19 protein-coding genes and 1 pseudogene are annotated in these 21,655 nt (G+C 56.7%); 18 read left to right on the top strand and 2 right to left on the bottom strand.

Going from position 1 to position 21,655, the window contains the following annotated elements; all coding sequences use genetic code 11:
• Positions 1-16: 16 nt before the first annotated feature.
• The 11 genes and pseudogenes from AC3CHX_RS22130 (at position 17) to ccmB (ending at position 13,784) form a co-directional block, all read left to right on the top strand.
• Positions 17-613: a type II secretion system protein N gene (locus tag AC3CHX_RS22130; protein ID WP_488630136.1), complete on the top strand. Its 597-nt coding sequence runs from the start codon at positions 17-19 to the stop codon at positions 611-613.
• A gap of 326 nt (positions 614-939) precedes the next feature.
• Positions 940-2,130 carry a non-hydrolyzing UDP-N-acetylglucosamine 2-epimerase gene (wecB, locus tag AC3CHX_RS22125; protein WP_488630135.1) on the top strand — a complete coding sequence of 397 codons (1,191 nt, stop codon included), beginning with the start codon at positions 940-942 and terminating at the stop codon, positions 2,128-2,130.
• A gap of 48 nt (positions 2,131-2,178) precedes the next feature.
• Entirely contained in the window at positions 2,179-4,305 is a 2,127-nt protein-coding gene (locus tag AC3CHX_RS22120) for a glycosyl transferase family protein (protein ID WP_488630134.1), read from the top strand.
• The gene (locus AC3CHX_RS22115) at positions 4,302-6,785 is read left to right on the top strand and encodes an NfrA family protein (protein ID WP_488630133.1); all 2,484 of its coding nucleotides are present in this window, start codon (positions 4,302-4,304) and stop codon (positions 6,783-6,785) included. The genes AC3CHX_RS22120 and AC3CHX_RS22115 overlap by 4 nt, the downstream gene beginning before the upstream one ends.
• 47 nt (positions 6,786-6,832) lie before the next feature.
• Positions 6,833-7,759 (top strand): alpha-amylase family protein, encoded by a 927-nt coding sequence (locus tag AC3CHX_RS22110; protein ID WP_488630132.1) that lies wholly within the window; start codon positions 6,833-6,835, stop codon positions 7,757-7,759.
• Positions 7,760-8,825: 1,066 nt separating this feature from the next.
• The gene (locus tag AC3CHX_RS22105; protein WP_488630131.1) at positions 8,826-9,758 is read left to right on the top strand and encodes a hypothetical protein; all 933 of its coding nucleotides are present in this window, start codon (positions 8,826-8,828) and stop codon (positions 9,756-9,758) included.
• Positions 9,759-10,091: 333 nt separating this feature from the next.
• Positions 10,092-10,346 (top strand): annotated as a pseudogene (locus AC3CHX_RS22100) (efflux RND transporter permease subunit); the annotation flags it as partial.
• Between the two features lie 184 nt (positions 10,347-10,530).
• The gene (locus AC3CHX_RS22095) at positions 10,531-11,019 is read left to right on the top strand and encodes a TolC family protein (RefSeq protein WP_488630130.1); all 489 of its coding nucleotides are present in this window, start codon (positions 10,531-10,533) and stop codon (positions 11,017-11,019) included.
• Positions 11,020-11,345: 326 nt separating this feature from the next.
• Positions 11,346-12,452, top strand: coding sequence for a sigma-54 interaction domain-containing protein (locus tag AC3CHX_RS22090; protein WP_488630129.1), 1,107 nt, complete (start codon positions 11,346-11,348; stop codon positions 12,450-12,452).
• Between the two features lie 34 nt (positions 12,453-12,486).
• Entirely contained in the window at positions 12,487-13,122 is a 636-nt protein-coding gene (gene ccmA, locus AC3CHX_RS22085) for a cytochrome c biogenesis heme-transporting ATPase CcmA (protein ID WP_488630128.1), read from the top strand.
• Positions 13,116-13,784, top strand: a complete 669-nt coding sequence (gene ccmB, locus AC3CHX_RS22080; protein WP_488630127.1) for a heme exporter protein CcmB — start codon at positions 13,116-13,118, stop codon at positions 13,782-13,784. The genes ccmA and ccmB overlap by 7 nt, the downstream gene beginning before the upstream one ends.
• Before the next feature lie 182 nt (positions 13,785-13,966).
• Here the strand turns inward: ccmB and AC3CHX_RS22075 are convergent, their stop codons facing one another.
• Positions 13,967-14,428: a hypothetical protein gene (locus AC3CHX_RS22075; protein ID WP_488630126.1), complete on the bottom strand. Its 462-nt coding sequence runs from the start codon at positions 14,426-14,428 to the stop codon at positions 13,967-13,969.
• A 200-nt stretch (positions 14,429-14,628) separates the two neighbouring features.
• Here AC3CHX_RS22075 and ccmC point away from each other — a divergent pair, with 200 nt between their 5' ends.
• The 7 genes from ccmC to ccmI are packed head-to-tail and all read left to right on the top strand — an operon-like array spanning position 14,629 to position 19,954.
• Positions 14,629-15,411: a heme ABC transporter permease CcmC gene (gene ccmC, locus AC3CHX_RS22070; RefSeq protein WP_488644900.1), complete on the top strand. Its 783-nt coding sequence runs from the start codon at positions 14,629-14,631 to the stop codon at positions 15,409-15,411.
• The gene (gene ccmD, locus AC3CHX_RS22065) at positions 15,408-15,611 is read left to right on the top strand and encodes a heme exporter protein CcmD (RefSeq protein WP_488630125.1); all 204 of its coding nucleotides are present in this window, start codon (positions 15,408-15,410) and stop codon (positions 15,609-15,611) included. The genes ccmC and ccmD overlap by 4 nt, the downstream gene beginning before the upstream one ends.
• Entirely contained in the window at positions 15,608-16,078 is a 471-nt protein-coding gene (gene ccmE, locus AC3CHX_RS22060) for a cytochrome c maturation protein CcmE (protein ID WP_488630124.1), read from the top strand. Before ccmD ends, ccmE begins: the two co-directional genes overlap by 4 nt.
• On the top strand, positions 16,075-18,084 hold the full coding sequence (locus AC3CHX_RS22055) for a heme lyase CcmF/NrfE family subunit (RefSeq protein WP_488630123.1): 2,010 nt from the start codon (positions 16,075-16,077) through the stop codon (positions 18,082-18,084). The genes ccmE and AC3CHX_RS22055 overlap by 4 nt, the downstream gene beginning before the upstream one ends.
• Before the next feature lie 7 nt (positions 18,085-18,091).
• On the top strand, positions 18,092-18,619 hold the full coding sequence (locus AC3CHX_RS22050; protein WP_488630122.1) for a DsbE family thiol:disulfide interchange protein: 528 nt from the start codon (positions 18,092-18,094) through the stop codon (positions 18,617-18,619).
• Positions 18,612-19,094, top strand: coding sequence for a cytochrome c-type biogenesis protein (locus AC3CHX_RS22045; protein WP_488630121.1), 483 nt, complete (start codon positions 18,612-18,614; stop codon positions 19,092-19,094). Before AC3CHX_RS22050 ends, AC3CHX_RS22045 begins: the two co-directional genes overlap by 8 nt.
• Positions 19,091-19,954, top strand: coding sequence for a c-type cytochrome biogenesis protein CcmI (gene ccmI / locus AC3CHX_RS22040; RefSeq protein WP_488630120.1), 864 nt, complete (start codon positions 19,091-19,093; stop codon positions 19,952-19,954). Before AC3CHX_RS22045 ends, ccmI begins: the two co-directional genes overlap by 4 nt.
• Before the next feature lie 53 nt (positions 19,955-20,007).
• On the opposite strand, the gene groL is transcribed toward ccmI, so the two are convergent.
• Positions 20,008-21,630: a chaperonin GroEL gene (gene groL / locus AC3CHX_RS22035; protein WP_488630119.1), complete on the bottom strand. Its 1,623-nt coding sequence runs from the start codon at positions 21,628-21,630 to the stop codon at positions 20,008-20,010.
• Positions 21,631-21,655 lie beyond the last annotated feature (25 nt).

Here is a 21,655-nt window from a genome sequence, read left to right as displayed (position 1 = left end):
AAATATCAGCAAAATTATGCGTCTCCCTACCGAGCGTTTGCCCGGACTCGCCAGCCTGGCTTTATTCATGCTGCTATGCGCCTGTGTCGCTTACTGGGTCATGGAACTGGTCAAACCGCCATTGCGTACGGTTGCGCCGCCGCAGGCAGATGCGCCAAAGATCGATATTTCCCAGGCGGCAAGCTTGTTTGGCGGTCATGGAACGGTCACTGCCAGCAATTACAAGCTGACGGGCGTGGTGGTGGCGCAAAATGCTGAGGAAAGTGTGGCTGTTCTTAGCGCGGATGGCAAGCCGGCGCAAGCGGTCCGGATTGGCAAAGAAGTGCAGCCGGGGACCAGCATCAAGGAAGTGCACAAGACCTATGTGCTGTTGTCGGAAGGAGGCATCGTCAAACGGCTAATCCTGCCCGAGCATGCGGCGACCAAACCGGAGATGGCGCCAGTGGCCTCACTTGCGACTCCGGCGACTCCACCAGCGACGCCAGCGGCTCCGCTAGCGACTCCGCCAGCGACTCCAGCAGCGACTCCAGCGACTCCAGCGACTGCACCTGCAACTCAACCTGCGGCGCCAGCGACACGACCCGGTAGACGTCATGGTGCTGCCAACCCCTAGTCGTTTCTTAAGCGCATTGAAAGCAATCTTGTGTCTGCCACCGATGCCGGGCGGCAAGCCGCTATCGCTTGCTTTACCCAAAACAGGCCATCTTTGAACCACGCCCTAATCTTGTCGCTTAGTAAAGGAAACGACTAAAGCGTTGGGCCTATTTAATACACCATGCGACACATTTTTATATGCAATGCTTTCGACAAGAATTCCGTTGGTAAAAATTAAATCCTTCCTATACACTACAACCTAATTCGATACAAAACGTTACAGTCATTTTCGCGGCAATGGTGTCATTGCACCTCTGAATTCATACTCAGGTAGTAACGGAACTTATGAAAGTTCTCACCATATTCGGCACGCGCCCAGAAGCCATCAAGATGGCGCCGGTAGTCAAGAGCCTCGCATTGGAAGCAGGGATCGAATCCATCGTCTGTACCACCGGGCAACACCGCAGCATGCTGCGCCAGGTATTGGACATCTTCGAGTTGGAAACCGATTTCGATCTGGACCTGATGGCGCCGGACCAGACGCTGAATGGCTTGAGTTCCCGTATTTTCGCAGCGCTCGATCCCTTGCTCGCGCATGTAAGACCGGATCGCGTGCTGGTACATGGAGATACGACGACGGCAATGGTGGGCGCCGTTGCCGCGTTCCATCGCGGGATTCCGGTTGCGCATGTCGAGGCGGGATTACGCACCGGCAATTTGAAACAGCCCTGGCCTGAAGAAATGAACCGCAGGATGGTCGACGTCGTAAGCGACTTGCTGTTTGCGCCCACTGAAGGATCGAAACAAAACCTGTGCAAGGAAAATCTGGCAGGGAAGGTGTATGTCACCGGGAACACGGTGATCGATGCCTTGATGGCTTCCAGTTCGCGCATTTTGCTTGACGAACAATTGGGCAGCAAGCTCGATGCACAATTCCCGGCCCTTCAATCGGGCCGCAAGATTCTGCTGGTTACCGGACACCGGAGGGAAAATTTTGGATCCGGCTTCCAGAATATCTGCGCGGCGCTGACCGAGCTGTCTGCGCGTGCCGACATCGAAATCGTCTATCCGGTGCATCTCAATCCCAACGTGCAACAACCGGTATTGGCTGCGCTGTCTCACCTGCGCAACGTACATCTGATCGCTCCGCTGGATTACCTCTCGTTCGTGCGCTTGATGCAGCACGCATATGTCATTCTGACTGACTCCGGCGGCGTCCAGGAAGAGGCCCCGTCCCTGGGCAAGCCGGTTCTGGTGATGCGCGACGTCACCGAAAGGCCGGAGGCGGTTCTCGCAGGTACAGTCGAACTGGTGGGCACCGACGTGGGACGCATCGTTGCGGCTGTCCACCGGCTGTATGACGACGAGGCTGCATGGAGTTCATTTTCCCAACGCCACAATCCCTATGGAGACGGCTATGCGTCAGAGCGAATCGTGGCGGCCTTGCTCAACCGGACCGTATTGGAATTCACCGGGACGCCGGAAGCGTCGCATCAGGTCACGGTAGATGACCAAGCACATTCCGTGGTTATCTAGCTTTACCGGAAATATTCGCAGTTTCCTAACGAGGATTTTCCCGCCAACATGACCACCTACTACTGGCCACATTTTCTTGCCGATTACTATACGCTGCTGGAATTGACCACCGGCGTTGTGGCGGTATTGTTTCTGGTATCGGCGGCTGACGATCTGTTTGTCGACGCGTGGTACTGGATCCGTCAGGCCTACCGCGGGCTGACGAGAAAGCGGACCTACCGGCCGGTCGCGCAGCTGCAGCTGGAGCAACGTGCCGAGCAGCCGCTTGCGATCATGGTGCCTGCGTGGCTCGAGTTCGATGTGATCGCCCAAATGATCGAGAACATGGTGACGGTTCTGAACTACCGCAACTATGTGATTTTCGTCGGAACCTATGTCAACGATGCGCGCACGATAGCAGAAGTCGAGCGGATGCGTCGCCGCTACAAGCAGTTGCACCGAGTCGAAGTGCCCCATGCGGGCCCTACCTGCAAGGCGGACTGCCTGAACTGGATCATCAAGGCGATTTTCCTGTATGAGAAGCAACGTGCTTATTTGTTTGCCGGCGTGATTCTGCACGACAGCGAAGACGTGCTGCATCCCCTTGAACTCAAGTTCTTCAATTATCTGTTGCCGCGCAAGGACATGATCCAGCTTCCCGTCATGTCGCTCGAACGCAAATGGTCCGAGTTCGTGGCAGGAACCTATATGGATGAGTTCGCGGAGTCCCATGCCAAGGACATCGTTGTCAGAGAGAGCATCAGCGGCATGGTGCCGTCGGCCGGAGTCGGGACCTGTTTTTCGCGGCGCGCCCTGCAGGCGCTGTCCAACGAGAATCAGGACCAGCCTTTCAACACCGACACCCTGACGGAAGACTATGACATTGGCGCGCGTCTGGCGAGCATCGGGATGAAATCCATATTTGCCCGCTTTCCTGTCCAGTTTTCAATCAATCGTAAAACATGGTTCGGTTTCGGACAAGAACGCCGGGTCACGCTCGAGATGCCGCTATGTGTGCGCGAGTATTTTCCGGACCGCTTCAAGACAGCCTACCGGCAAAAAGCGCGATGGGTATTAGGCATCAGCCTGCAAGGATGGGCGCAAATCGGCTGGAGTGGCTCGTTTTCAAACAAATACCTACTGTTTCGGGACCGCAAAGGCATTGTCACGGCCCTCATCAGCGTTCCTGCCTATCTGCTGCTGTTGCAGTTCCTGGCTTTCTGGATCGCCGGCTATTTCGGACTCTGGAAGCCCGGCTCCGGGTCGCTGCTGGAGTCGCAGAAATGGCTCCATTACGTGCTCTACGCCAACCTGACCGCACTGACCTTGCGTACCTCGCAACGGGCCTATTTTGTCGGCCGCATATACGGACCGGTACACGGATTGCTGTCCGCGCCGCGCATGGTGGTTGGCAATTTTATTAACTTCATGGCGGTGGCTCGGGCCTGGAAGTTGTTCCTGGAGCACCTGCTGTTCGGGAAACGCCTGGTATGGGACAAGACCATGCACGATTTCCCTTCCGACGACCAACTCGAGCGCGCGCGCCTGCGCCTCGGTGAACTGCTGGTCTCCTGGCAGGCGATAACGTCGGCTGACATGGAAAAGGCGGTGCAGGAACACATGGAGAGACACCTTCCCCTGGGGCACATATTGGTGTCCCGCGGCTATATTGACGAAGATACGCTTGCAGAAGCAATCGCGTTCCAGTCCAATCTGTCACGCGCCGAAATCAGGATCGCGGCCTTCCTGCCCGCTGCGGTAACGCTTGATATGTGCATAAGATTGAGCACATTGCCGATCGGACAGGACGCCAATGGCAGGCCGATCGTAGCAGTCGGCAAGCCGCTTGCCGAAGATGCACTCAGGGAGCTTGCGTCAGCCTTTGGCGCACGGCCTGTGCAGCATATCGCGCGGGACAGCGAAGTATTGTCCGGATTACGCCTGGCCTATGCCGAAATGCATGCAAAAGCCATCAAAAAAGAACGGAAAGGTGTTTCCCTTCTCGGTGAGCTGCTGATCCAGAATGGAACAATCAGGCGGGAAACGCTGGAGCAGGCGATGCAGCAGTATGTCGTTCAGCAACATGGACGTATCGGCGACTATCTCGTCAGTTGCGAGCTGGTGTCGCGCGACGTCATCGAAGAAACGGTTCAGCAGCAATTGGTTCTGCTCAGATTATCATTGGGAGTCACATGAGAAAATACCCGGTTTCGCTGCATTTCCTGGGCAGCAGTCTTGTTGCCGTTAGCTTGCTTGCGGTCACGGTTGCCAGTGCCGCAGAACGGCCGCTTAGCGGCCCGGCATATCGGATTGCGGATGAGGCCTACAAGGCTTTTGCACAAGGAAAATATGATATCGCGGCAGCAAAGGCGCGCCAGGCGATCCGCTTGCGGCCGGATGTCGCGCGTCTTCGCGACCTGCTGAAGAAGGCGGAGCTGGCGCGTCGCTCGTCATCCGGCACAGCTGCCCAAACGGCTGCCCATGCGGCAGCCAGCGAGGCTTACAAGGCCTATGAAAAGCATGACTATGCTGCTGCAACGCAGGCGGCGCAGCTTGCGACCGGCCTCGCTCCGGACAACCGTGCTTACTGGCTGCTGCAGATGAATACCCTGGTTGCCGACGGCAAGCTCGACGATGCGCAGCGAGTGGGCGCCGAAGCCGAGCGCAAATTCGGCCGGCAAAGCGATCTGCTGGCGGCGCAAAAGTCGGTGCAGGCGCAGCTTGCCTTCAGCGCTTCTGCAGCTTCTTACCGGGCCCTGGACCGACACGACGCTGCGCAGGCTGTTGAACAGGCGCGTAAGGCTGCGGATTATCTGCCCACCGTGCCGGCATTTCGTATCGCCCTGATCAATGCGCTGGTCGCGGACGGGAAGCTGGCGGAAGCAGAGCAGGCCGCCTCCGACATGATCGAATCAGGAACGCCATCGAGCGAAGCACTTTTGCTGCGAGGCGCCATACGCCAGCAACGTGGCGCAATCCAGTCTGCGCAAGCAGATTTCGATCGCGCTCTGTCGATTGCCAACCCGGCTGCGCAGCGTGGCATTCGGCTGGTGGCTGCCGATGCTGCGCTGGCCAATGGCGATGCGCAGCGGGCACTGCGTTTGCTCGAACCCCTGCAAGGCGGCATGGACAAGGAAGCGGCAGCCCGGCATGCGCTTGCGACAAGCATGCATTCCCGATCCGACCCAAACCGTGCCGCCCTGGCGTTCAGTTTCCCGCTTGTCAGCTGCACAACAGGAGCTGACTTGGCCTCGGCGTGCGACATCAAGCCCGGCTCGGCGTCCGCAGATCCCGGATTCCAGCTTGCAGATCAAGCGTATCGCGCGTTCTCCGAGAAGAACTATGCGCTGGCGAGCAGCAAGGCCGGCGAAGCGGTCCGATTATCCCCTCTCGACCGCGGTTATCGTCGTTTGTACGTGCAGGCGCTGAGCGCACAGGGATTGCTGCCCGAGGCAGAACAGGCTGCAAGCGCCGCCTTGGCCGACTTCGGAGATGATGCCGGCATGCTGCTGGCGCGCGCCGACATACGAAAACGCCGTGGAAACCCGGCGGCTGCCAAGGCTGACTATGCTGCCGTGCTGAGCGCCCCGGACAAGACGCCTCGGATCGAGATTGCGGCACTTGTCGGGCTTGGCCGGAAACAGGAGGCACGCCAGCGTCTTGCCGAGGTGGCCCACTCGCCAGAGAACGGATCCGAGCTTGATCTGGCCTATCTCGCCCTTCAGGCCGGAGATAACCAGGCTGCGCTTGATCTGTTCGTCCGTGCGGATGCACAGGGCGCGCTCACCGATGCCGCCCGCCACGACGCTGCCTACGCCGCAGCGCGCCAGGGCCGTAACGAACAGGCAATAGGGTACTTCGACCAGACCGTCGATGCGGCTCAGGCAGGTCGCATAGCGCTTGATGCACAGCAGCTCTATGACACGCGACGGGAGGCCGCCGAACTTTCGCGCAGTTGGGGGGTGCGTGCAGCGCTGAGTCAGAGAGGTATCGCTGCAGCAGGGGTCGGGGTGCCGAATGGCGGCACGATTAATGGCACGGTCGCAGATGCTGAAGCATACTGGCGTCCATATGGATTGCAGAATGGGAAGTTGCTGGAAATCTATGGCCGGATTGATGAAACCGTATCCGGCGGATCAGGCGTCCCGACCGGATCTGCGTCGACCCAAGGGGCGCTCGGCGCACGCGTGAAACCATTCAGCGAGGTCAACGCAATCCTTGCGCTCGAACGCCTGGTAGCAATTGGGAGCGCAGCCACTGGCGACTGGCTTGCCCGGGCCGGCTTCTCGTCGGATGCCGGACTGGATTTGCGCGCGGAGCAAACCAGCTGGCTTAGCGGGCACGTGTATGCCGAAGCCGGACATTACTTCCAGCATCCGCAAAGCTATGCAACGTTTGAAGGGCAATTGGGGCGGACCTATCGACTGGGCGCAAGCGAGTCGACCCTGGTCCTGTTCCCGCACGCCGTGTTGGGCGCAGACTATGATTCAACCCTCATCAACCACGACAAACAGGCATTCGGAAGCGGCGTCGGAACCAATATGCGTTACTGGTTCCGGCAGGATTACTATAACGCGCCGCGCTCCTATGCCGACCTGTCGCTGCAGTACCGCTGGCGCATTGCCGGCGACAAGCGGGCCGAAGGCTGGTTCATCCGGCTCAGCGCCTCGTATTGAGACGGTGCGCCGACGACCTGCCGTCTTAGTGAAGGAGGAGCCGATCCATGAAGAGGCGCATCGCCGCTCGCAGAGTATATTCGAGGGCCACCTGGCGCCGGTTCAATCTGCGCCGCATGTTAAGCGTGCTGACCCTGGCATCGCTGTGCGGCTGCCAGAGCCCGTCGCAGAGCGTCGTCCTCAAGCATTCTTTCGATCCGACGAGGCAGGTGCAAGGAATCGTCTGGCAGATCGATGCCCAAACGTTGCATCCCGAGGGGAACTGGGACAGGCTCGGGGCGCATGAACTGTTAATTCAATGGACCGCCGTGGATGGTGTCAGCTATCTGCCAGGCGCCGACGAGCCCACCGCTTCGCAACTGCCTGATTGGCAACGGATTGCGGCGGAGCCCTGGGCGAAAAACGTGATTGTCGGGCTAGCAGGCCGATTCGACGAAACGACCGCCCGTGCAAATGCCGTCGCGCTGATTGAAGAGTCGCGCAAGCTCGCCAAGCTGCCCACGCCGCTGCATGTCACAGGTTGGTTCTTTCCAGTCGAAATCGATTCGAGCTGGTCCGGTGCCGCCCGCCTTGGTCCGCTGCTGGCGGCTTTGCCTCGGCCACTATGGATCAGCGTGTACGACAGCGCCAATGTAGGTGCAGACACGCTGGCGCAATGGCTTGCTTCGTGGCTGCCGTCAGACGTCGGCATCTTCTTTCAGGATGGTGTCGGAATCCACGCGCGCGAGGCAAGCGTAGCGCGGCATTATGCAGACGTGTTGGCGGCTCGCTTTGGACAGCAGCGGGTACGCATCATTGCCGAAGCGTTTCGTCCCCGGCAAGGGGGTGGATTCCGCCCTGCAACAGCAGAGGAAATCGGGCCACAACTTGCCGCTTATGCCGGTTTTTTCGTCTACTTGTTCGATGGCCCGCATTATGTCAACCGCGACTTGGTGAATCAGCTTGTCGGTTCAGAGAGGGCTGCAGAAAAGTAGGCTGCCTCGCATAGCGGTCTGAGCAAAAGGGCCTCCCTTCGGTGCCGCCCCCACGCAGCTTGGTGCGCGTTCTCAACTGGATTCGTAGAGTTATTTGCAATTTCCGGTGAATCGATACATTGATCCATTCTGAACGATAGGGAGAATAAATTCGTAAGATGGCGTTGTTCTGTATACTTGGCCGATGGAAAGCAATAAGAAGCCCTCTATTGTCCCCAAGGCCTATCCGCGGACGCTGGTTACTGGACTGATTCCAGCCAGGCAAGCGGTGGCGGAAGGGTTGCATCGAAGAGTAAGGTTTTCTTCCGGTACGTTTGCCCTAGCCGCATTTCTGCATCTCAAGCCAAAGATTTCCACGGAAACCCATCCGAGCTGCACCAGCCCGCTATTCCATGAAAACTTCAGGGAATAGCGGGCTGTTTTACCTTGGTAAACGATGCAATTTCGGTGAAAACAATTCAAGCTAAATACCACAACAGAGGAAAGGAGGCGACGAATAAAATAATCCCACATTTACGCTGTGTAGCCTGAAGCCCATGCCGCCCATAGTCTGGCTGTTGCCACGAGGGTGGCGCTAGCGCGCTTCTGTTTCCGCCGGTCATAGTACTTCTGGGTCGCGCTTGGGTTTGCATGCGCGGCAAAATCGTACGCGTCCGCGCTCAGCTTGGTCGTCGGCCAGGCATCAAGCAGGGTGGAAACACGCTACTGGGTCGACCAGATTAAAGGTCGATTCGAGCTTGGCGATAAATTCTGATTTATCGCCCGCAGCCGTGTAAGCCGCTCCCCACGTTTTCCCCTTCGCCAGGACGCCAGTCGCCTCTGGATGAACGATGCTGTCCATTCGAAATTGAATGAAGCTGCGGTGGTTCACGATAACCTGTATTCGGCATATTCGGTTGCGCGCGCGTGGCCGTTTCCGTCTTGCGCGAGGCTTCAGCAGTTACCGGCGTTCCAACATGGCACCGCCGCGGATATGAGCCCGGACGCTTAGTGGGAACGACTTACATTGGACGCAGCGGTAAAAGGTTGTAAATAATGAATTTTTTCTTAAACTTATGGAATCTTAATGTATAAATTGAAAGCTGTCATCGTAATTTTAGGAGCCATGTTCTGTGTGGCTTTACAGGGTCAGGCTAGCGCACGAAGTTTCTGGAGAACGGCACCAGCACCCACCACCACCACAACGACGACCACCTCGACGCCGGTTGCTCCAGGGCAAATGTGGGGCGTGACGATTGACGATATATCCGGCCTCAGCAACATCACCTCAGCGCTTAAGAGCCTGCATCAAAAGACAACGGCACGTGTAGTTTTCGATTCTGGCGAATCTGCCTCTTATTATCGGCCTGCGTTGGTAGCTATTCACGGAGTAGCGAATGTGATGGGCGAACTGGTTGATTCCAGCGATATGACTCAGTACACCGCTGCTTCGTATCTCGCCAGAACCCAAACATATATGGCTGCTTTGTCCGATGTAGTGGACATTTGGGAGATAGGTAACGAAGTAAACGGCGAATGGGCTGGTAACCCAACCGATGTAGCCACTAAGGTGACCGAAGCTTACGATTACGCCGTCAGCCAAGGCAAGCAAACTGCTCTTACCCTCTACATGAACGTGGGCTGCGAAGCCAGTCCACAAGAAAATATATGGAATTGGGTAAATGCACATGTTCCAGCCCGTATGCTGACCGGCTTGAACTACGTCTTCTTGTCCTACTACGAAAGCGACTGCGACGGCATCGTGCAAGACTGGAACGCGCAATTCACTAAATTGCATCAACTTTTTCCAAACAGTAAGATCGGATTCGGTGAAACCGGCACAGCCAATTCTTCCAGCACAACCACGCTTGCGGATATCACCTATATGCAACGCTATTACGGCTACCAGCCAGCCGTACCCAACTTCATTGGCGGTTATTTCTGGTGGTATTTCCGTGAGCAAGGTATTCCATCTACTCAACCGCTGTGGTCAACGTTGAATAAAATCCTGGGCGGTTGATAGCAAATTCGCTCCGTTAAGCAATTGATTATGGAGTTGGAGAGCGCCGCCACGACCGGTCGGGCGGCGCAATCTTTCATTCGACAGAGCGGCATCGCAGCTCTGGATTGTTTCGGGCAGCAGGCTTGTAGAATGAAAAAAGGGACGCCGTTTTCACGGAGTCCCTTTCATCTATCTTCCAAATATTAATAATTACTATCAGCAAAAGCCTTGAATTCGTTTGGGTGGCTGACGGGGCTCGAACCCACGACAACAGGAATCACAATCCTGGACCCTACCGCATCTCTCCGCGATCGCGAATTCACGTTTTTTACTTTTTGCCGACAACCCTAACTCGACAAGGCTTTCGCCGGCTTCAATCCGCCCGATTCGGTCACCGGCCGTTTTGCCGGCTCGGCACAGGCGTTCAAGGATTCTCTGGCCAGTCAACCGTGGCTGATCCTGGCGGCCTTGCTGAGCGTGTATATCGTGCTGGGCATCCTGTACGAAAGCACCATCCATCCATTGACCATTCTCTCGACCCTGCCTTCGGCCGGCGTCGGCGCATTGCTGGCGCTACTGGTATGCGGCAGTGAGTTTTCCATCATTTTCCCGCATGGAAATTTGCGGATGCCGCTGCGCCGATCAAGCAGGGACAATGGTGGCGGCTCTACGATGATGAGCGCCTGAGCGCACGGCTGAGCGAGGTCGCGCAAGCCAATCAAAATATCAAGCTCAGCGAAGCCCGCTACCGTCAGGCGTTGGCGCTGACCGACAGTGCGCGCACCAGCTTGTGGCCGGACTTGAATCTGAATACATCCCTCAAGCGCGGCACCGGAACCGGTGCCGACAATATCGCTACCAGCCATCGCCAAATCGCGTATGGTCGCTGGGACCAACGCTTGCAGCATCGCTGTTTGATGGCGGGTTGCGACGCGCCCAAACGGACAGCGCGCTTGCCGCCTATGACGCGACAGTGGCAGGCTGCCGGCAAACGGTGCTCACCAGCTTGCAGGACGTGGAAGACAATCTGGCGACCCTGACCTGGTTGGCGCAAGAGGCCGAAGTACTGGATGCGGCGGTGCGCTCTGCGCGCGAATCCGAACAACAAGTCTTCAATCGCTATCAAGCCGGCACCGTCGATTATCTCAGCGTGGTGACAGTTCAAACCACGGCCCTGAGCATTGAACGCAATGCCCTGACGGTATTGGGACGACGGCTGACTGCGAGCGCCGGGTTAATCAAAGCGCTGGGCGGAGGTTGGAAAATCCCCCAGCAGTGATTGTTTATGCGGAACATGCAGAGTCAGAGTCGCAAATTCGGTGTTGCATTCAACCCATATCCGGAAATTGCATATAAATGCCTGAAAACATTCGTTTCAAGCACGATTTGGGAAGGTTACTCTAAACGTTAAATTAGTTCACATAAATATAAATCAGGTCACCATGCATCCGAAATCAGGGGAAAACAGATGGGCAATACAACCAATTCAAGCTTGCGATGTAGCGGCTAGTGCCTTCAGACGCTTCAAAATATCGGCCCTTTGAGGGCTGACAAAAATACCCTCCCTGACTGTGGAGGGAAGCTGAATTTTTACTTGATTGCCCTATGAACAAACTTCTCACTTTCCCGGATTTGGGCAACATGGCGTTGTCGATACGCGCCAAGGCGCTGCTTTTCCATGATCCGCGTTCTTCCGAATTGCTGCAACAAGTCGAACGTATCGCGCGCAGCGATGCGACTACATTGATTGTCGGAGAAACCGGTACCGGCAAGGAATTGATCGCACGCCACGTCCATGCACAGAGCGGGCGCACGGGGCCTTTTATCGCAGTCAATTGCGGCGCATTCAGCGAGACGCTGATCGATGCCGAATTGTTCGGCCATGAAACGGGTGCCTTCACCGGCGCGACGCAAGCGCGCGCCGGCTGGTTTGAAACGGCCAACGGCGGCACCTTGTTTCTCGATGAAATCGGCGATTTGTCGCAGGCTTTGCAGGTTAAGTTGCTGCGTGTACTGCAAGAGCGGCAAGTCGTGCGCCTGGGTTCGCGTCGGCCGATTGCACTGGATGTGCGGCTGGTGGCCGCCACCAACGTCGATTTACCCAAGGCGATTCTAGCGGACCGCTTCCGCTCGGATCTTTACTATCGCCTGAGTGTCGCGACCATCCAGTTGCCGCCGCTGTGCGATCGGCCGGGTGATATTTTGCCTCTGGCGCAGCACTTCATTGGCATCTACAGCGCCAAGATGAATATGGAAAACATCGGCTTGGCAGCGGATGCGCAATCCGCATTGCTTGGCTACGAATGGCCCGGCAATATCCGCGAACTGGAAAACGTCATTCACTACGCATTGATCGTTTGCCGGGATAAACAGATTCGCGCCGACGATTTGAAACTGGTCGGCGCATTGCACCGCAATCGCGTTATCTCCACGGAGCAGGTAATGGAAAACCTGTACCGGCGTCTCGAAGGGCTGTTCGGTGAATTGATCGATGCGGACGATCCGGGGCTGTTCGATTCGGTGGAGGAGTCGTTGGTTCGCACCGTGTTCGCACGGTGCAGTCACAACCAGGTGCATAGCGCCAAGATATTGGGTATTAGCCGAAATATACTGCGCACGCAGCTGAAACGATTCGGACTGATTGGCGAACACCCGGGTGCCTTGCCGGTGGACGCCGCCGAGGCATCGGGGAATAACTGGGCGCCGCATTGATCGGATTTGCTCGAAATTTGGGCCAGGGGAAAAAATGACTTTACAGGCTTATCAGCTCGCATGTGCGCGCGGCGATCGGCAAATATTTTGCGATATCGATTTTGAGATTAAAGAAGGTGAAGCCATGTGGCTGGCAGGCGCCAATGGTAGCGGGAAAACCAGCCTGTTACGGTTACTGTGTGGATTAGCCTCTCCATCGGCCGGAGAGGTGCGTTGGAACGGCCGCAACATTCGCGCTCTGCGCGAGGATTTTCACCGGGATCTGATTTATTGTGGCCATGCAAGCGGCGTAAAAGACGATTTGACTGCATGGGAGAACGTGTCAATCGGCACCAGGCTATTTGGCAAAAAATGCAGCCGGGAAGATGCCTGTCATGCATTGGATCAAGTCGGATTGGCGAACGTAGCGCACTTGCCTGTCAGGGCGCTATCTCAAGGTCAGCGCAAGCGTGTCGCTTTGGCCCGTCTTTGGATACCGGCGATACCAAAACTCTTGATCCTGGACGAACCGTTTACTGCGCTGGACCAACACGCCATCCACACCTTGTGCGAAATATTGAATCAGCACCTGGCGCAAGGTGGCATCGTTGTGTACACGACGCATCAGACACTGACGTTGAAAGCACAGCGCTTGCACCAGCTTGAATTGAGCCAGACAGTGCCATGCTGAAGCTACTCGCGGAGGTGATCCGGCGCGATCTGTTGCTGGCATTCAGGCGTCGTTCCGATGTGCTGACGACGCTGTTTTTTTTTATCATCGTCACGACGTTATTTCCTTTGGGCGTGGGGCCGGAGCAGACGCTGCTACGCAGCATGGCGCCGGGAATTTTATGGGTTGCAGCATTGTTGGCGTCAATGCTGTCGCTGGGGCGATTGTTTGCGCTCGACTTTGCCGACGGTACGTTAGAACAATTGCTGCTCTCGCCGGAGCCGCTGACGGTGATGGTGATTGGCAAGGTGATCGCGCACTGGCTGGTGTCCGGATTGCCATTGGTGATTCTCGCGCCGTTGCTGGCGGTGCAATTTGCCTTGCCTGGTGCCTCGATTGTTGTACTGCTGCTGAGTCTGCTGATCGGTACGCCGATCCTGAGTCTGTTCGGCGCCATCGGTGCTGCCCTGACACTAGGTGCGCGCGGTGGCGGTGTACTGGTATCGCTATTGGTTCTTCCGCTGTACATCCCGGTGTTGATTTTTGGTGCCGGTGCGGTAGGGGCGCAGGCAAGTGGATTGGGAGGTGGTGCGCATCTTTTGCTGTTGGGTGGATTGCTGGCTGCTGTGGCAGCGCTCGCGCCTTGGGCGACGGCGGTGGCGTTGCGCATAGCGATTGAATAGAGTTCGCGAGTGGGCTCTTGAGAAACACTTTTAATTGGCTGATTTTAAATGGATTTTTTAAGCGATATCAGCGATAGGCGACTTATGTTTTTTCGGTGCAATTTGTGGGATTCGGTTCGGTCGTCGTTAATTGAAACGGTTGCCACTCCGTGGATGCTGGTCGGGGGTGGCCCGACAGCCAGTCACTTTTCTTGCTTCGCCAAGAAAAGTAACCAAAAGAAGGCGACCGCAAAGCCGTTGCCTTCCCTTCGGTCAGGTTCCCAAATGTGTCGTCTGTCAGTCGGGTGGGGAAACAAACTCGCTGCGCTCAAACAAGTTTCCCCACAATTCCCGACTGACAGCCGCCCCATTTGGCAACGTCTCAATGCGGAATTCAAAAGCAACGTCAAAACCCACAGCCTCTGCGGTGAATCGGAGACTGTGTTTATAGGCAGCGCAGCGGGCCGAATTACTGCGCCCCGCTTAATCCACCACGGAGCGTCGAGGGGTTGTTGTTGACGTTGTTGTTGACGTTGTTGTTGACGTTGCTTTTGATCTTCCGCATTGAGACGCTGCCAAATGAGCCAACTGGCATTCGGATAAAGAGGGAAAACTTGTCTGAGCGCAGCGAGTTTGTTTTCCCTCCCGAATGCCAGTTGGCTCATTTGGGGACCCTCCCAACGGGAGGGCAGTGGCTTTGCGTCGCCTTTCTTTGCTTACTTTCTTTGGCGAAGCAAAGAAAGTGAGCGGCTGCCGGGCCGCCCCCGGCCTGCTTCCACGGAGTAGCAACCGTTTCAATTAACGACGACCGAACTAGTAAGAAACACATGAGAGACGTCATTACGGAAGGAAACATGCTGTGCCGATCACGAACACAACCCCAGTCATTGTTGAACCGCGTCCAATCGGGCAGATCAATTGGTTTAAATATGCGTCGCCGCAACATGTCTACCCGATTGCTGGAAAGCTGATCCCCTGGTTCGGCGCGGTTGCGCTTATTTTGTCGGCGATCGGTTTATATATCGGCTTTTTTGTTGCGCCTACGGATAGTCAGCAAGGCGATGCGTACCGGATTATGTTTGTCCATGTTCCCGCGGCCTGGCTATCGATGTTGATCTACCTGGCAATGGTTTTTTGGGCGGGGCTTGGATTGATTTTTAACACACGCCTGTCGTCGATGATGGCACGCGCGCTGGCGCCGACCGGCGCGCTGTTCACCTTTTTGGCGCTCTGGACCGGCGCGCTGTGGGGGCGCCCAACCTGGGGCGCGTGGTGGGTCTGGGATGCGCGCCTGACATCGGAACTGATACTGCTTTTTTTCTACGTCGGATTCATGGCCTTGCAATCCGCGATCGATGATCCGCGTCGTGCGGATAAGGCCGGGGCTGTGCTGGCTATAGTTGGCGTCGTGAACCTGCCGGTCATTTATTTTTCGGTGCAGTGGTGGAACACCTTGCATCAGGGTTCTTCCATTAGTTTTAGCAGCGCCCCGAGCATGGCGATGGCCATGCTGCTCGGCATGCTGGTCACGACGCTAGGCATGTGGGCGTATGCGATTGCAGCGGCCTTGCTCCGGCTGCGTTGTATCGTGCTGGAACGGGAGCGTCAGACCGCATGGGTGAAGGGTCTGCAGGAGATTAAGTCATGATCTGGCATAGCTGGAACGATTTTTTTTCGATGGGTGGATATGCGCTCTATGTATGGGGATCGGTATCGGTCGTGCTGGGATTGATTGCGGGTGAACTGCTTGCATTGACCTGGCGTAGAAAGTCCATGTTGGCTGCGCTTTCCCTGGAAAAAACCGTACGCAAAAAAAATACCGGAGTTGGCAACGGGGCTTCCATATGAGAGCCCGCCATAAGCGCTTCATTCTGGTCGCTACGGGATTAGCTGTGTTAGGCGTCGGAGCGTTCCTCGTGCTGTCCGCGTTTCAAAAGAATCTGGTGTTCTTTTTTACGCCGACACAAATTCTGTCAGGTGAAGCGCCGCACAATCGCAGCTTTCGCGTAGGCGGCATGGTGGAGGACGGCAGTTTGCAACGCCAGGCGGACGGTGTCACGGTCAGCTTTATTGTGACGGACACCGTACAGCGCGTGCGCGTCAATTACCGCGGCATGCTGCCTGATTTGTTCAAAGAGGGCAAAGGTGTTGTCGCCCAGGGAAAGTTAGGTCCGGACAATGTGTTTGCGGCGGAACAAGTGCTGGCCAAGCACGATGAAAATTACATGCCGCCCGATGCCGCGTATGCGTTAAAAAAAGGACGACAGATGAATCAGAAAATCGGCAATGCGGTGAGGACAAAGGATAAAGAGTGATTCCTGAACTAAGTAATCTCGCGGTCATGCTGGCCTTGTGCCTGGCATGCGTCCAAAGCATTCTGCCGCTGGCGGGGGCATGGAAAAATAATGTGCGCTGGATGACAGTAGCGCGTCCGGCCGCCGCCGGGCAATGCCTGTTCATCGCCCTGGCATTCGCCGGATTGGTCACGTCGTTCATCAATAACGATTTTTCGGTGTCGTATGTTGCCGCTAATTCAAATTCGGCGTTGCCGCTGTATTACCGCATCGCCGCTACCTGGGGCGGCCACGAGGGATCGCTATTGCTATGGACTTTGATGCTGGCGCTTTGGACCTTTGCTGTCGCGCTATTTAGCCGCCAACTACCGGATGAAACGGTGGCGCGCGTGTTAGGCGTGATGGGATCGATCAGCGTCGGTTTCCTATGTTTCATGCTATTCACTTCGAATCCATTCGATCGCACGCTTCCAGGATTAGCCGACGGCCGCGATCTGAATCCGCTATTGCAGGATGTCGGCATGATCGTGCATCCGCCGCTGCTGTACATGGGGTACGTCGGATTTTCCGTGGCGTTTTCCTTTGCGATCGCGGCGTTGATGAGTGGCCAGCTCGATGCTGCGTGGGCGCGCTGGTCACGTCCATGGACGCTGGTTGCGTGGACGTTTTTGACGTTGGGGATTTTTCTCGGCAGCTTCTGGGCCTACTATGAGCTGGGCTGGGGCGGATGGTGGTTTTGGGATGCGGTGGAAAATGCGTCCTTCATGCCGTGGCTGGTCGGCACTGCCCTGATTCACTCGCTGGCGGTGACGGAAAAGCGCGGCAGCTTCAAGAACTGGACGGTGCTGCTGGCGATCGTTGCCTTTTCGCTTTCCTTGCTGGGCACTTTCCTGGTGCGCTCCGGCGTCCTGACCTCGGTGCATGCGTTTGCCACCGATCCGCGCCGCGGTCTGTTCATATTGATATTTCTCGCCATCGTCATCGGCGGGTCGTTGACCTTGTATGCATGGCGTGCGCCCAAGGTCGGGCTCGGCGGAACATTCAGCTTGTTCTCGCGCGAGTCCATGCTGTTGATCAACAATGTTTTGCTATTGGTCGCCGCCGCTACCGTCCTGCTGGGAACGCTGTATCCCTTGTTGCTCGACGCCCTGAACCTTGGAAAAATATCGGTTGGTCCACCGTATTTCGAGGCGGTCTTCATCCCTTTGATGATCCCCGTGCTGCTGTTGATCGCCATCGGACCGTTCGTGTCCTGGAAGCAGGCAGCCGTCAAAGACGTCGCGCGCAAACTGCAGTGGCTTGCGGTAGCGGCGCTGGTATTTGGCGCCGCCGCCATGCTGATCCTGAAGTTCACGCCTATGGTGGCGCTGGGATTGACCTTATCCGTCTGGATTTTGCTGGCGACCATTTCCCATCTGGTGCAACGCCTGCTGCATGCACCCGCCGGGACCTCCATCCGCAAGCGCATTGCCAGCCAGCCGCGCAGCTACTGGGGCATGATCGTAGCGCATGCCGGGATCGGCATTTTCGTGGTCGGCGTGACGCTGGTCAAAGGATGGGAGACCTCGAACGATGTCAGCATGCACGTTGGCGACAGTACAAGTGCCGGTGCTTACCAGTTCACGTTCACCGAGTTGATAAAGATTGACGGGCCGAACTATATTGCCGCCCGCGGCACGTTTGAAGTGAGCAGCAAGAATACCGCCGTTGCGACCATGCATCCCGAAAAGCGCTACTTTACCGTGCAGCAAATGCCGATGACCGAGGCCGCGATCGATCGTGGCTTTACCCGCGATTTGTATGTGTCCCTGGGGGAAGTCACCAAGGATGGCGCATGGGTGGTGCGTGTGCAGCACAAGCCGTTTGTGAGCTGGATCTGGGCCGGGTGTCTGATTATCGCCATGGGTGGATTTCTGGCGGCGTCCGACCGGCGTTACCGCATGGGCTCACACAAGCGGGTGGCGGCGCGAGCGGGCACTGCCGGCGCACGGCAATCGATCAATACCCCTGTTAATAACGCTATCTGAGATCAACATGAAACGTTTTCTTATTCCGCTCGGCATCTTCTTTGTTCTGGTGATTTTTTTGGGAATCGGCTTGCGCCTGAAACCGCAAGAGATACCTTCGCCGTTTATCGGCAAGCCGGCGCCGGCATTTACCTTGACGCAGTTGGAAGACAGCCAAAAGAACTTCAGCCCGCAAGACATGCGTGGCAAGGTCTGGTTACTCAATGTATGGGCTTCCTGGTGCGCGCCGTGCCGCGCCGAGCTTCCGGCCCTGCTGGATTTTTCCCGGAAGGCAGTGGTGCCGATAGTCGGCCTGGACTATACCGATGCGCGTGAGGAGGGGAATAAATGGCTGAGCCGGTTTGGCAATCCCTATCGACTGTCCGCCTTCGACGCCGATGGCAAGGTAGGGATCGATTATGGCGTGTATGGCGTGCCTGAAACCTTTGTGATCGATAAGCGTGGGGTGATCCGCATGAAGCATATCGGGCCGGTTACTCCAGGGGTCATCAAGGATAAATTACTCCCTTTGATACAAGAATTGAACCGTGCCTAAATTGACTTTTCCATCCTCGCTACTGTGTTCGCTAACTGCAGTCTTGCTGCTGCTGGCGGGCAACGTGCATGCCGGGCAGGCGGCGCCGATGGTGACGGGCCCTGCGCTGGAACACCACGTGACGCGTTTGGCCCAAGAGCTGCGTTGCCTGGTCTGTCAAAATCAGACGATCGCGGATTCTCAGGCGCAATTGGCGATCGATCTGAAAAATCAGGTGCGCGAACAATTGGCGCAGGGAGTGTCCGATAAGGATGTGATCGCATTCATGGTGCAGCGTTACGGTGATTTTGTGCTGTATCGCCCGCCGCTTAAACAGACGACATGGCTCCTTTGGTTCGGTCCATTCCTGCTATTGGTGTTTGGTTTGATTTTCCTGATTATAAAACTGCGCCAGACGCGCGCGCCAGTCGCGTCCTTGCCAGCGGCTGTCATTGCGCGGGCCGCCGCGTTGCTGGCCTCGAAAGAATTGCCATGACCGCTTTTTTAATGATTGCCGCCGTGATGCTGGCGCTGGCGCTGTTTTTTGTTCTGTCCGGTTTGCTGCACAGCAAGCCGCCGGCGCAAAGCGACCGAAGCGCACGAGATGCGCTGAATCTGGAAGTGTTACGGGATCAAATGCGTGAACTCGACGCAGATTTGCAAGACGGCACAATTGATGCGACCGGGCACCGAAGCGCGCGTCAGGAATTGGAGCGCAGGGTCGCCCAGGAGGTAAATTCGACAGCGTCGAAGCCATCGCCGCAGGCAATCCCTCTTCGACGCTGGCCGGTGCTCGTATTGGGGCTTGCAGTGCCGATCGTCGCCGGGACTTTGTATTTCCTTCTCGGAACACCTGCCGCGCTGGCCCCCGCACAGATCGCCGCAGCCGGGGCACAAAATGCGGTTAGCGCGCAACAGATCGAAGGCATGGTAAACGGACTGGCGGCGAAATTGAAGGCGAATCCGAACGATACCGACGGCTGGCGAATGCTGGCGCGGTCCTACGAAACAATGCGGCGCTTCGACCTGGCGGTGGATGCCTACCGGCATTTGATTCAACTCACGCCTGACAATGCCGACTTGCTGGCCGATTATGCCGTCACCCTGGCGATGAGCTTGAATCAGAATTTGTCGGGAGAGCCGGAAAAACTGATCAATCGCGCGCTGGAAATCGATCCGAAAAATATCCAGGCGCTGGCCTTGTCGGGAAGCGCTGCTTTCGAGCGGAAGGAGTATGCCAAGGCAATCAAACCATGGAAGCAGATCCTGGCTCTCGTGCCTGACGAATCCGATATGGCGCGTTCCATAGCCGCCGGCATTTCCAAAGCGGAATCGCTTGCCGCTGCTCAGCAGTGAAAAAAACATCAGCGTTACGCGCTGCGGTGCAACACCGCAGCGCCAGCCAAAGATTAGTGGTGGTCCGGATGCTGGTGATCGTCGGCCGCTGCTTTTTCTACAGGCAATTCATAGATCGTGGCATCCGTGGTCAGCAACAATCCCGCAACCGAAGCGGCGTTTTGCAATGCCGTGCGAGTCACTTTCGCCGGGTCCAGTACGCCTAGCTCAACCAGGTCGCCATAGGTGCCGTCGGCCGCGTTGTAGCCGAAATTGCCGCTTCCCTCGAGCACTCGGTTGATCACGACAGATGGCTCATCGCCCGCGTTCACCACGATTTGGCGCAGCGGTTCCTCCACGGCACGCAGCACGATCCGGATGCCGGCATCCTGGTCGGGGTTATCACCCTTGAGGTCCTTGATTGCCTGTTTCGCGCGCAAGAACGCGACACCGCCGCCGGGGACGATGCCTTCTTCGACTGCCGCGCGCGTCGCATGCAAGGCATCTTCGACACGGGCTTTCTTTTCTTTCAGCACGACTTCGGTTGCTGCGCCAACCTTGATCACCGCCACGCCGCCGGCCAGCTTGGCGACCCGCTCTTGCAGTTTCTCGCGGTCGTAATCGCTGCTTGCCTCGTTAATCTGGCCCCGGATCTGCTTGACCCGGGCCGCGATTTTTATAGTATCGCCGGCGCCATCGATGACTATCGTGTTTTCTTTGCCGATTTCGACACGTTTGGCTTGACCGAGGTCCTGCAGCGTGACCTTGTCCAGCGTCAACCCAATTTCTTCGGCAATGACCTGGCCGCCGGTCAGGACCGCAATATCCTCCAGAATGGCACGGCGCCGATCGCCAAAACCGGGCGCCTTGACGGCTGCCGTATTCAGGACACCGCGAAGCTTGTTGACGACCAGGATCGCCAGTGCTTCACCCTCGACATCCTCGGCGATGATCAGCAGCGGACGCCCGGCTTCGGCAACCTGTTCCAGCACCGGCAGCAGATCGCGGATGTTGGAGATTTTCTTGTCGAACAGGAGGATGAACGGCTGTCCCAGCTCGACCACCTGCCGGCCTGGATTATTGATGAAATAGGGCGATAGATAACCTCGGTCGAATTGCAAGCCTTCCACGATTTCCAATTCGTTGTGCAGCGACTTGCCGTCTTCAACCGTAATCACGCCTTCCTTTCCGACTCTATCGATTGCTTCGGCAATAATGGCGCCGATATCGGTGTCGGCGTTTGCCGAGATCGCACCGACTTGCGCGATTTCCTTGCTGGTGGTGGTTGGTTTCGCTATTTTCTTCACTTCATCGACGATCGCAATCACTGCTTTATCGATGCCGCGTTTCAGATCGGTCGGGTTAAAACCTGCCGCGACAAATTTGAAGCCCTCACGCACAATCGCCTGGGCCAGCACCGTTGCGGTGGTGGTGCCGTCGCCGGCATCGTCGCTGGTCCTGGAGGCGACCTCCTTGATTAACTGAGCGCCGATATTCTGCAGCTTGTCCTGCAGTTCGATTTCTTGCGCGACCGAAACGCCGTCCTTGGTGACCGTGGGTGAACCGACACTGCGTTCCAGCACCACGTTGCGGCCTTTGGGGCCAAGGGTGACTTTGACCGCGTTGGCAAGAATGTTGACGCCTTCAACCAGCTTGATACGGGCGATATCGCCGGGCACGACATTTTTAGCTGCCATTTCCTGATTTCCTTAAAAATGAGAT

Source organism: Glaciimonas sp. OK215 (assembly GCF_057787885.1).
The sequence above is the reverse complement of the archived record's forward strand: the minus strand, read 5'-3'. Positions and strand labels throughout refer to the sequence as shown.